The following is a 12,092-nucleotide window of genomic DNA, read 5'->3' as shown; positions in this document are numbered from 1 at the left end:
GTCGAGACACCCCTCGACCATGCGCTGTTCCGATGGGTGTCTCGACTTCGCTCGACACGAACGGGATTTGGGACGTTCAGAAAAAACCGGTGACCGGCGCAGGCCGAAACCCGCCCCGGTCACCAGCGGGGGGAAACTTACTTCAGCTCGGCGCCGGTCATCACAGTCTGCGACGCGATCGTCGCGGCGATTTTGGCTTCCATTTCCTTGTGCGGCGGGATCAGCCCCTTTTCGTTCAGGTACCCGCCCGCGGCGGCGCCCTTCGCGAATTCGGCGGCATATTCCATCAGGCCGGGGATCGTCCCGACATGCGCCTTTTTGATATAGATATACATGGCGCGCGAGCCCGGATAGCTCTCGTCGGTGATCGTTTCCATCGTCGGCTGGATGCCGTCGATCGCAATCCCCTTCACCTTGTCGCGGTTCGAATTCAGGTAGCTGAACCCGAACGCGCCGACGCTGGTCGGGTTGGTCGCCAGTTTCGAGATGATGAGGTTATCATTCTCGCCCTGCTCGACATAGAAAGGCGATCCGCGGAACGTGCCGCACACTTCCTTGTGCTTGTCCTCGTCGCTGGCCTTCAACGCCTTCATCTCGGGGTTCTTGTCGCACCCGGCCATCAGCAACAGCTCTTTGAAGCTGTCATATGTGCCGCTGGTCGACGGCGGCCCGAACACCGAAATCGCCACCGCGGGCAGCGCCGGGTTGACGTCTTTCCACGTCTTGGCGGTGTTGGGCTTGCCATAGGGGTTCGCGGCCAGCGCCTTGTAAATATCTTCCAGCGTCAGCGCCAGACCAGGGCCGCGCTGCGCTTCGCCGAACGCCAGCCCGTCGTAACCGATCTGGATTTCGATGATGTCCTTGACGCCATTCGCCTGGCACTTGTCATATTCCGACTTTTTCATCCGGCGCGAAGCGTTCGAAATGTCGGGGGTGCCGGCGCCGATGCCCTGGCAAAAGCGTTCGAACCCGCCGCCGGTGCCGGTGCTGTCGATCTTGGGCGTCTTGTTGCCCGTCGCTTCGGCAAAGCGTTCGCCAACGGTGGTGGCAAAGGGATAGACGGTCGAGGAACCGGCGGCGCTGATATAATCGCGCGCATTGCCACCCGACGAAGCCTGATCCTGACAGGCGGAAAGCGCCAGCGCGCACACGGCGGCGCCAACGACGCCAAGGGTGCGGGGCGCGAATTTCTGAGCCATGGAAAATCCTGTTGATGGGGGTCGTTACCGAACCAAGCCACCACCCCCGCGGCGACTCGCTGAGCGCCATTTGGGGGTTTTGTGTGACGTGTTTGTGACAGCGAGTGTCATATATATGTCATTAGCGGGGGCAGCGAGATTAGCGACTTATCCCAATGCACTTACAACTGATTGAACCCTGCAAAGTGCCTTCTTCATTTGCTCGTTATCCGGCTCTATTGACCGCCAAAAATTCAGCCGACCTAGCAATTGTTCGAGGTAATTCGGTTCAAAAAGACGCCTACGAGCAACATGAGAAGCTAATCCAGATGACCAAACAAAGTATGAGTCGCGCATTACCGCTCGGCGAAAGCTGCGAGGTACACGCGGAATTCCACTAGAAATATCAATTCCTGTCAAAATTTTCTTTGATTGTCCATCAATAATTCTAAACTTTTCTTCATTAACTTCGAAGCCATAAGACTCAATTATTTCGAAGAAGTGCCTTATCGTTCCTTTAGGTATTTCTCTACCGGATATGGCTATATCGTCAGAATATCTAGTGTACCTTAGTGATTTCTTTTTACACAGCCGAAAAAACTGGTCATCCATCTTTTTGCAAATAATATTACTTATTGCAGGACTCGTTGCAGCGCCTTGAGGGAGATGATCATTTAGAGTGCACAATCGGGCAAGTGCGTAACTTACGTTTTTTGGGTACCCAAGTTTGGAAAAAACACTCATTACACGCCGAAATTCTATGCTGGGGAAGAAGTTCCTGATATCAATCTTTATTAATGTTTCACGCCCACAATGTCTGTTAGCATTGGTTAGAATTGAGTAACCTTTTCGATAGCCCGTTGCGGATTTACTTAAATTTACGGTGCTAAGTATTTTATCATTAATCCATCTTTGGCACTCTAGAAGAGATGGGTAGGGAGCCATGATCTCCCTCGTTCCGCCTGAGCGCTTTCGAATTCGGAAAGACCGGTAAAATTTTCCGGTGCCGTGTATCATATTATACATGTCACCGATTTCTCGACCAAGTAAAAGGGCCAAGTGGCGATCTTCAAAAATCGGCGGGACCCCGATTTCTATGCACTTTTCGACATACGGAACATATCTGGAAATTAGATCCGCTTCGAGGCCACAGTCGAGCAGGAATTCCTGCCAATCCAATGTGGCCGTCATAAGGGAATGGCCGACGCTACTTGGAATATACGATGCTTGCATCGCTTGAGCATCAGGCTGACGGAATCCAGACTTTGAATCAAAGTCTGGATTTCCGGCAGGCTGATGCTCGGCCCGCTGCTAAGCGGAGCCGTCGACCAATCGGGCTCTCTGAGGGACTCAGAGAAACGATTGGTCGCAAGGCTATCGATAGCCTCAATCACAGAAGCGACTACACTTCTTAGTGCTAGCGCCGACCATTCTTTGCACACCCTAACTGGCATCCTTCGCTTTTCCAATAGCGAAAAACTTTCGGTCGAGACGCTTAATGCTCGGAACGTATAGCTGAAAAGCGGCGATTTTATTTCCCTTGAATTCTTTGGGGACCTCCCGCCACGTTAGCGCACCGGAATGCAAAAAAGCAGCTTGATTGGCCATTAGCCAAGCGCGACCTCTCGGCGTGAGCGTCGCACTTTCTTCCGAAACCTTAAGAAATCCATGCTCGGCTAAGCTATTGAGGGCTGAAATGATCTCCCTCAGCGCAATTCCCGTTCCGCTAGCAATTGACCAAGGCGCAAAGCCATCGGGCTTCTTGTGAGCTAGAAATAGCAGAAATTTTTCAACTCGATCAGGCTCGAAAGCTGTCATGGTCGAAGTCTTTTCATTACCGTTGATCTGTCATTTTGGAGTTTATCTTTTGGCCACCATAGTATCGGAAAATTTGAATTTGGGGCGTTCCACCTTTTTATACAAAACATCGCTTCTGCTTCGCCATGCCCCAACGATGGCAATGGATTGCCATCGACATTCGGACTCAAGTAGCCTTCCAATTTTTTCATATTCAATATTTGGAGATCTAATTCATCGCCAGAAAAATATCCGCTTATTCCAGGTTTGATTTCAAACGCAAACTCACAATCTGAGATATGAGTTTTTACGAAAGATAGAGCGTTTTGCATTCCTGCTAACATAAAAACGCTTGGATTTACCTGTATTCCTAACGAATCAGCGTGTTTTTTTATGTGTTTTACTCTGTTGATAATTGTATTACCAGTTCCTGAAAATTCATCAATCAAGGTAAAGTTTGGATAAAGAGAAATTCTGTCTTTCTTTAGATATTGCGGAACAGAGTTGAAGAACTTTATGTCGCCAAATCCAACCAAGTGAGATTTTAACTGATGTATAACAGCTTGAGAGCTGTCCGCGTCCTCATCCCATGCCGCAGCAACAACACAGTAATTATTCAATTCGTTTTTTTTATCTTTAATGAACTGTGCCATACTTTCAAGAAGATTGGAAAGCTTGTTCTCTTTTACAATGACCATTTTCTCAATGACATGAGAAATCAATGCGTACTCGGATTCGGATTCACAACCAGCGAAAAGATCGAAAAGTTCGGAATCTAGTCCGTCAAACGAATCATTTGCCACCAATATCCGAAACAGGAATTTTCTAATTTCTTGCTCTGTCAAAGTTGGAAATCCTTGTGGTGAGCCTTTCTTTTTGCGCGCCGAATCCCTGTGGTCAAGTCGGTTCCTTCTCCGTTTTAGGGTGTCCGCTGGCCATAGGCTTATGTATCATTGCACCATGCACCAAAGCGAGGCCTGATCCATCTGACTGTCGACCGGCGGGATTGCCTCTAATGTAAGATTCTCATAGTCGGCTAAGTCATCCTGACCCCCGAGCATCACGAGCGCATGATCGCGCTCGGCGCCGCGCATAGCGCGCGGTCGCGCGGCGAGGCGGGGTGTCTGGCGCACAACTGCCATGTCGACGTCGAACAGCCCGACCGCCTCGTCTTTGTCGAAGAGTGGGCGGATATGGCCGCGGTGCGCGCCCGCTTCGCAGTCCCCGCATCGGGCGCCTTCGTCGCCGAAATGCGCGCCCTCTCGCCGCAGCCTCCGGTGATGCGGGTGTTCTCGGGCGAAGATGTGACGGCGCGGGTGGTGGAGTAGCGGCCTCCCTCTCTCCGTTCGTGTCGAGCGAAGTCGAGACACCCATCGATCATCCGCCCGGCCGAGCGGCATCTCGACTTCGCTCGATGCGAACGGGATTGGAGATTTTCGTCGCCATTGGCCGAGGATGACGATGTAGGAAAATAACTGCTTTCCTACATTATTCCGCTGTGCCAGCCTTCATCCCGGCTCTTTCAAATCACGGACAACAGCCGTTGCCGCTGACCTGCGGCCACGGCGCTGGCGCGCTGCGCTCCCGTGCTCGGGGGACGGTCGGCGGCACATCGGCGCGTGAGGCTGAACTTTACTGAACTTTGGCTTGTCCTGCCGCACCGCGGGCTGCGGCCCGCCGATTTCATACGCGCGGCGCCCCGCCGCCATGCTATCCTGCCCGCTCAGGGGTGATCGTCGGCGATAAGGCCGACTCGATGCCCCGCGACAGGTTGCCGACAAGGCCGCGTTCCGCGGTCCGGGCCGACCAGGAAGGCGTGGCCGCAGGCCGCCGATATGCCGCAAATCAATCTGGGCCGCACGCTGGGGCTGGCGGTCGTGCTGGCGTCCGATGCGCCGCTGTTGCTGCTCGACGAGCGGCTGATGATCGTCGCGGCGAGCGACAGTTTCTGCGCCGCGTTCGGCATCGACCCCGCCACCGTCACCGGCCAGTCGATCTATGACCTGGACCATCATCATTGGGATTTGCCGCGGCTCCGCTCGCTGATCGATGCGACGCTGGCGGGCGCGGCCGAGGTCGAGGCGTATGAGATGGAGGTCGAAACCAGCACCGGGGCGTCGCGCTGCGTCGTCATCAAGGCGCAGCGGCTCGACTATGGCGACCGCGACCAGACGCGGATGCTGGTCACCGTCATCGACGTGACCGCCGAACGCCAGAATGCCAAGCGGCACAAGGAACTGATCCACAGCAACGCCGAACTACTCCACGAAATGCAGCACCGCGTCGCCAACAGCCTGCAAATCATTGCCAGCATCCTGATGCAGAGCGCGCGCAAGGTGCAATCGAAAGAGGCGCGCGGCCATCTGACCGACGCGCACCAGCGCGTGATGTCGATCGCGACGCTGCAGCGCCACCTCGCGCATTCGGACGCGGGGGCGGTCGAGCTCGAACCCTATCTCGCGCAGCTGTGCGCCAGCATCGGCGCGTCGATGATCTATGACCGCGAACAGCTGACGCTGACCACCGCGGTCGACCCGGTATCGGTCGGCGGCGACATATCGGTCAGCATCGGGCTGGTCGTCACCGAACTGGTGATCAATGCGCTGAAACACGCGTTCCCCGACGGGCGCCACGGCCATGTCATCGTCGGCTATGCGGCACAGGGCGACGACTGGACGCTGACCGTCAGCGACGACGGGGTCGGGATGGGTGAAGGCGGCGCGGATTCGCAAGCCGGCCTCGGCACCCGCATCGTCCAGGCGCTCGCCAAACAGCTCGGCGCCGAGATCACCGTGAAGGATACCGCGCCGGGCACCCGCGTGTCGCTGGTCCACACCAAAGCAATCGCGCGCGAAGTCGCGGCAAACGACCCGGCGGAGGAAGCGGCGGTTTAGGGCGGCGTCGCTCCTCCCAGAGGAAGGAGTTTACTCGATCGCCATCCACGCGCCGCCCTGCCGCCGATAGACCAGCGGCGACACCGACCGATTGGCGTCGTCATACTGCGCTTTGACAAAGGCAGGCAGCTTGGCCCCGATGTCCGCCGCGCGCGCGTCGGCGACGATCAGCACATCGTCCGACGGCACCGCGACCAACAGGTTGCCGCCGAGCGCCGCGTCCAGCTCGTCCCACCCGTCGGCGAGCATCAAGCTGGCCAGATAGTCCATCTTGGGGACCATGACGACACCGCCCACTACCGCTTCCGCGGGCGGCAGCGAGGGCAGGATTGCCAGCACCTGACGGCGGCCGAGCGCCATGATCTCGTCCTGCGTGACCTTGTACAGGTCAAGTTCGCGCAGCATCCACGGCTCGCTGGTGGTCGGCTCGTCGGCGACCAAGATCAGCTCCAGCCCCTTGGCAAAAGGGGTGGTAAAGATGACATCGTCGGGTTGCGCGCCGCGTTCGGCGAGGATCCGGTTGCGATGCGCGGCGTAACCGGCGTCGCGGACGACCAGCCGCAGGCTGCGCAGCTCGGCCTCGACCTCGGCATCGGTGGGTGCGGTCGGCGACGTTACGTCGGGGGCTTTGGCCGGTAGCACCGCCGCCTGAGCCCCACCCGCGCCCAGCAGCCCCGCCGCAAAACCGACCGCCTTGCCGAATATCGATTTGCCAGCCGCCATCGGCTCCGCTCCTTTGCGCAAAGATGGCTAGCATAGCGCCGCGCGGTGAGGGCCGGAACGGTAGGCAGCGCACCGGGTCATGATCGCTGGTGCTGCCCCACGAACGTCACCCCGGGCTTGACCCAGGGTCCATGACCACCTCGGTCGCCTGGACCCCGGGTCAAGCCCGGGGTGACGATACAGGGGAAAGAGCGGTGAGACCTGTTGCAACCTCAGTGCCACAACGGCCCAAGTTCCGTTCGTGTCGAGCGAAGTCGAGACACCGGGAAGGCAGGTGCCACGCAGGCGTGTCTCGATGTCGCTCGACACGAACGGAAAAGAGGGGGCGGCGTTAGGACGAAAAGGAGGCCGACGCCCCTATTTCAACATCGGCGCCAGATACTGCCCCGTAAAGCTCCGCGGATTCTTCGCGACCTGCTCCGGCGTGCCGCTCGCGACGATCTCGCCGCCCTTCACCCCGCCCTCGGGGCCCAAGTCGAGGATATAATCGGCGGTCTTGATGACATCCAGGTTATGCTCGATCACGATCACACTGTTGCCCTGTTCGACCAGTTGCTGGAGCACTTCGAGCAGCTTGCGGACATCCTCGAAATGCAGCCCGGTGGTCGGCTCGTCCAGGATATACAGCGTCTGCCCGGTCGACCGCCGCGACAATTCCTTGGCCAGCTTCACCCGCTGCGCCTCGCCGCCCGACAGGGTCGTCGCCTGCTGCCCGACCTTGATGTAACCCAGCCCGACGCGCACCAGCATCGCCATCTTCTCGCGGATCGACGGCACTGCCTTGAAGAACTCGGTCGCATCCTCGACCGTCATGTCGAGCACGTCGGCGATGCTGTGGCCCTTGAACTTCACCTCCAGCGTTTCGCGGTTGTAGCGTTTGCCATGGCACGTCTCGCACGTCACATAGACGTCGGGCAGGAAGTGCATCTCGATCTTGATCAGTCCGTCGCCGGTGCAGGTTTCGCAGCGCCCGCCCTTGACGTTGAAGCTGAACCGTCCGGGTTTATAGCCGCGCGCCTGGCTTTCGGGCAGTCCGGCGAACCAGTCGCGGATGATCGTGAAGGCGCCGGTGTAGGTCGCGGGGTTGCTGCGCGGGGTGCGGCCGATCGGCGACTGGTCGATGTCGATCACCTTGTCGCAATGCTCCAGCCCTTTCAGGCTGTCGTGCGGCCCCGCGATCATCCGCGCGCCATTGAGCACCCGCGCCGCGCTGGCATAAAGCGTGTCGATGATCAGGCTCGACTTGCCGCTGCCCGACAGGCCGGTGACGCAGGTGAAGGTGCCGAGCGGGATCTTCGCGGTTACATTGTTGAGGTTGTTCGCGCGGGCGCCCTTGAGCACCAGGTCGAACCCATTGCCCTTGCGGCGGTGCTTCGGGATTTCGATGCGCTTGGTGCCATTGAGATAGGCCGCTGTCAGGCTCTTGTCGCTTTTCAGCACCTCTTCCAGCGTGCCTTCGGCAACTATCTCGCCGCCGTGGAGCCCGGCGCCCGGCCCCATGTCGACGACATAATCGGCGTGGCGGATCGCATCCTCGTCATGCTCGACGACGATGACGGTGTTGCCCAGATCGCGGAGGCGTTTGAGCGTTGCGAGCAGCCGGTCGTTGTCGCGCTGGTGGAGCCCGATACTGGGTTCGTCGAGGACGTAGAGCACGCCCGAGAGACCCGAGCCGATCTGCGAGGCAAGGCGGATCCGCTGGCTCTCGCCGCCGCTGAGCGTGCCGCTGGTGCGGTTGAGGTTGAGATAATCGAGCCCGACATTGTTGAGGAAGCCGAGCCGTTCGTTGATCTCTTTCAGGATCGCCTTGGCGATCTGGCGCTGCGTGTCGTTCAGCTTTTCCTCCAGCGTCCCGAACCATGCGAGCGCGTCGGCAACCGAGCGCTGCGCCGACATGCTGATGTCCTCGCCCGCGATCTTCACCGCGAGCGGTTCGGGGCGCAGGCGGGCGCCGTGGCACGTCTCGCACGGCTGCGGGGTCTGATATTTCGACAGCTCCTCGCGCATCCACGCGCTTTCGGTCTGGAGCAGGCGGCGGTTGAGGTTGCCGATGACGCCTTCGAATGCCTTGTGCGTCGTATAGCTGCGGCGCCCATCCTTGAAGGTCAGCTCGACCGGCTTGCCGCCGCTGCCATAGAGGATCACGAGCTGCACCTCGCCGGGCAGATCCTGCCACGGGGTCGTCAGCTCGAAGCCATAGGCTTTGCCCAGGCTTTCGAGCACCTGCATATAATAAGGCGAGGGTGGGTTCGATTTCGCCCACGGCACGACCGCGCCCTTTTTCAGGCTGAGCGCATGGTTGGGGACAACGAGGTCGGGGTCGAACTCCTGCCGTTCCCCCAGCCCGTCGCACGCGGGGCACGCGCCCTGCGGCGCGTTGAAGCTGAACAGCCGCGGCTCGATCTCGGCAATCGTAAAGCCGCTGACCGGGCAAGAGAATTTCTCGCTAAAGATCAGGCGGTTTGCGGGGATGCCCGCGCCCTTCATCGCGCCGCCGGTGTCTTCCTCCTCACGCCCCGGCACCGGCCCATCGGCCAGATCGACATAGGCCAACCCATCGGCCAGCTTCAGCGCGGTCTCGAAACTGTCGGCGAGCCGGGTGCCAAGGCCCTCGCGCACCGCAATGCGATCGACGACGACTTCGATGTCATGCTTGTACTTCTTGTCGAGCGCCGGCGCCTCGCCGATCTCATAAAATTCGCCGTCGATGCGGACACGGGTAAAGCCGTCCTTCTGCCACTGCGCGAGTTCCTTCTTATACTCACCCTTACGCCCGCGCACGACGGGGGCGAGCAGATAGGCGCGGGTGCCTTCGGGCAATTCTATCACGCGATCGACCATCTGGCTGACCGTCTGCGCCGCGATCGGTTCGCCGGTGGTCGGCGAATAAGGCACTCCGACGCGCGCCCATAGCAGGCGCATATAGTCGTAGATTTCAGTCACCGTCGCGACGGTCGAGCGCGGGTTGCGCGATGTCGTCTTCTGCTCGATGCTGATCGCCGGCGACAGCCCGTCGATATGTTCGACATCGGGCTTTTGCATCATCTCCAGAAACTGGCGGGCATAGGCCGACAGACTCTCGACATAGCGCCGCTGCCCCTCGGCATAGATGGTATCAAATGCCAGCGACGATTTGCCGCTGCCCGACAGGCCGGTAATGACGACCAGCGCGTCGCGCGGCAAATCGACATTGACGCCCTTAAGATTGTGCTCGCGCGCGCCGCGCACGGAAATGTGGGTGAGACTCATGGGAGAAGTATGTTCCAGATTTGTTCTTGTGACGCAAGGAGGCGTTTCGGCCCGGCATTACCTGCTAGATAGGACGCGCAGGCGTTGCTCGCAATGCGGCGCCGTCCCACCATCGTGCCCAAGGCTTCGTCCGTTTCGCAAGATGCCCAATAGATAGGTACGTCCTGAGACCCCTTTCTCAGGGCCGGGCGGGGGCGGCGTCGTGCCGTCCCCGTACTGCCATGGCGGTCAGCGACAGCGCCGCCCCGATGATCACGAACAGCGCGGGAAAGCCGCCTAGCACCGACATCATCCGGATGCCGTCGATGCCTGACGAAGTGACCAGGGTGGTGGCTACCAGACCGACCGCAAGGCCCCATATGATCTTGACGGACAGCGGCGCTTCGGGCGTTTCGGGCGAAATCCCGTGCGTGGACAGCGCGCTCATCGCAGAGATATTGCTGTCGGCGGCGGTGACATAGGAGAGAAAAATTGCCGCGATCAGCAGAAACAGGACTGGCAAGCCGCCGCCCAGATCGCTGAACAGCCGATAGAGCAGAGGATCGGGGCCAACGCTGGTCAATAGCGCGTAGAACTCGCCGCCCGACTGTTGATCCAGGGTGATCGTTGTGCCCGCAATGATGATCATCCATACCGCACCGAAAAGGGCAGGCAGCAGCAGATTAAACAGAATGAAGCCGCGCACCGTATAGCCGACCGCCAGACGGCCGAGAAATAGAGCGGTAACCGGCGCCCATGCGAACCAGTTTGCCCAGTTGAAAATCGTCCATTGTAGGTGCCAGTCAAGATCGACATCGCTGCCGGTGCTGCGCGACAGGAAGGTTGAGCCATAGTCGGCGGCTCCCGATATGGCGAGCGTCGGCAATCTCTCTGTCGCCCCCGCGACAACGACAAAAAGGAGGATCGCGGCGAACAACCAGATGTTCAGCAGCGAGAGGCGCGCGATGCCGCGGCGCAGTCCCAGCGCCGCAGACACGACGAAGGTTGTGACAATCAATCCCGCAATCGCCCCGCGTAGCAGGACGCCGCCACTGAAATCGCCTATCCCTTCGATTCCCCCCGCCAGCGCCAAAACGCCCGCGCCCAGCGATGCCGCCATTCCCGCGACCAGCGCAAACAGACAGACAATATCCACCAGCGTGCCGACCCGCCTGTGCGCGCGCTGACCAAGGAGCGGGACGAACAGCGATGACAGGCTGAACGGTTCGCGGTGGTTGTAATAGATAAGTGCGAAGGCCAGCCCCGCAACGGTGTAGATCGCGTAGGGTGTCAGCGTCCAATGCAGGAACATCGTCGACATGGCAAAGGCCGCGGCAGCGTCACTGCCGGGCTGAAGGCCGAGCATCGCGGGCGGAGCGTTGAGATGAAACAAGGGTTCGGCGGCGCCCCAGAACAAGATTCCGGTGGCGATGGTCGTGCAAAGGGTGACGGCAAACCAGCGCCAGCGGGTCAGGATAGGCTTTGCGTTGGGCCCTCCGATGATCCGGCCGCCGAACGGAGCGAGCGCAATGCCGACGAGCAGTGCCAGAAAGGCCACCCCCGCCCATGCGAACAGCGGAGAGAAATAGCGCAGGATCCAATCGTTGATGGCGGTTTCGGCGGCCAGCACGGCGGCACCGTGCCATAGGCTGAGCACGACAGCGGCGAGCAGAACCGCGAGCGGCAAAAAGAACACCGGGCGATTGAGCGAAAGTTTCGGCGATGCTGGCAATTCAAGGGCCGATCGAACATGGTACGGTCGGCCAGCATGAAGCCTGCCCGTGCCCGGGTCAATCCGGGCCGGGAACGCCCGTTCGGACCAGGCGTTGGACCCGCGGACAATTTGATTGCAGGAGCGACTTTTATGACCAGGATGATTTTGACGGCGGCAACCGCGTTGGCGCTGCTCGGTTCGGGGAGCGCGTTGGCGCTGCAAACGTCCACTGAAGCGCCGGTGGACGCGACTGCGAAAAAGCTGCCCGACGGCACCACGCCGGGAGAACGGTCCAATACCGCGCGTCTGAACGCGGAACAGGCCGCACGTGCAAAGGCTGAAACCACCACCTATCAGCAGGAAGTATCGGCAGTGGCGCAGCAGGTCGCGCACGACCAGGCCGAGTTTGCCGAGGAAACCGCGGCCTATGAAGCAGAGAAAGCGCGCGTCGCTGCCATGTCGGCGGAGGAGCGGATGAAGTGGGAGGCCGACGCCGCTGCGTGCAAGGCGGGCGACACGACTCGCTGCGCCGCGCCAGCACCCAAGCCGCGCTAAACG

10 protein-coding genes are annotated in these 12,092 nt (G+C 59.6%); 3 read left to right on the top strand and 7 right to left on the bottom strand.

Translation table 11 applies throughout. The features are described from left to right. Positions 1–137: 137 nt before the first annotated feature. The 4 genes from VGN68_RS13015 to VGN68_RS13000 form a co-directional block, all read right to left on the bottom strand. Positions 138–1,199, bottom strand: coding sequence for a substrate-binding domain-containing protein (locus VGN68_RS13015; RefSeq protein WP_327477307.1), 1,062 nt, complete (start codon positions 1,197–1,199; stop codon positions 138–140). A gap of 147 nt (positions 1,200–1,346) precedes the next feature. Then, entirely contained in the window at positions 1,347–2,411 is a 1,065-nt protein-coding gene (locus VGN68_RS13010) for a reverse transcriptase family protein (RefSeq protein ID WP_327477306.1), read from the bottom strand. A 210-nt stretch (positions 2,412–2,621) separates the two neighbouring features. Further along, complete coding sequence (locus tag VGN68_RS13005) at positions 2,622–2,996, bottom strand: hypothetical protein (RefSeq protein ID WP_327477305.1); 375 nt, start codon at positions 2,994–2,996, stop codon at positions 2,622–2,624. Further along, positions 2,993–3,820, bottom strand: coding sequence for a phosphoribosyltransferase-like protein (locus VGN68_RS13000; RefSeq protein WP_327477304.1), 828 nt, complete (start codon positions 3,818–3,820; stop codon positions 2,993–2,995). Before VGN68_RS13000 ends, VGN68_RS13005 begins: the two co-directional genes overlap by 4 nt. A 198-nt stretch (positions 3,821–4,018) precedes the next feature. Here VGN68_RS13000 and VGN68_RS12995 point away from each other — a divergent pair, with 198 nt between their 5' ends. Next, the gene (locus VGN68_RS12995) at positions 4,019–4,303 is read left to right on the top strand and encodes a putative quinol monooxygenase (protein ID WP_327477309.1); all 285 of its coding nucleotides are present in this window, start codon (positions 4,019–4,021) and stop codon (positions 4,301–4,303) included. A 507-nt stretch (positions 4,304–4,810) separates the two neighbouring features. Further along, positions 4,811–5,869, top strand: a complete 1,059-nt coding sequence (locus VGN68_RS12990) for a sensor histidine kinase (RefSeq protein WP_327477303.1) — start codon at positions 4,811–4,813, stop codon at positions 5,867–5,869. A 30-nt stretch (positions 5,870–5,899) separates the two neighbouring features. On the opposite strand, the gene VGN68_RS12985 is transcribed toward VGN68_RS12990, so the two are convergent. From VGN68_RS12985 to VGN68_RS12975, 3 genes are all read right to left on the bottom strand, one after another. Beyond that, complete coding sequence (locus tag VGN68_RS12985) at positions 5,900–6,592, bottom strand: hypothetical protein (protein WP_327477302.1); 693 nt, start codon at positions 6,590–6,592, stop codon at positions 5,900–5,902. 357 nt (positions 6,593–6,949) lie between these two features. Then, positions 6,950–9,841 carry an excinuclease ABC subunit UvrA gene (gene uvrA, locus VGN68_RS12980; RefSeq protein ID WP_327477301.1) on the bottom strand — a complete coding sequence of 964 codons (2,892 nt, stop codon included), beginning with the start codon at positions 9,839–9,841 and terminating at the stop codon, positions 6,950–6,952. A 178-nt stretch (positions 9,842–10,019) separates the two neighbouring features. Next, the gene (locus VGN68_RS12975; protein WP_327477300.1) at positions 10,020–11,927 is read right to left on the bottom strand and encodes a BCCT family transporter; all 1,908 of its coding nucleotides are present in this window, start codon (positions 11,925–11,927) and stop codon (positions 10,020–10,022) included. Here VGN68_RS12975 and VGN68_RS12970 point away from each other — a divergent pair. Beyond that, complete coding sequence (locus VGN68_RS12970) at positions 11,907–12,089, top strand: hypothetical protein (protein ID WP_327477299.1); 183 nt, start codon at positions 11,907–11,909, stop codon at positions 12,087–12,089. The genes VGN68_RS12975 and VGN68_RS12970 overlap by 21 nt on opposite strands. Positions 12,090–12,092: the final 3 nt, after the last annotated feature.

The sequence above is a fragment of the Sphingopyxis sp. genome (assembly GCF_035998965.1).
Taxonomy (GTDB): Bacteria; Pseudomonadota; Alphaproteobacteria; order Sphingomonadales; family Sphingomonadaceae; genus Sphingopyxis.
The sequence above is the reverse complement of the archived record's forward strand: the minus strand, read 5'-3'. Positions and strand labels throughout refer to the sequence as shown.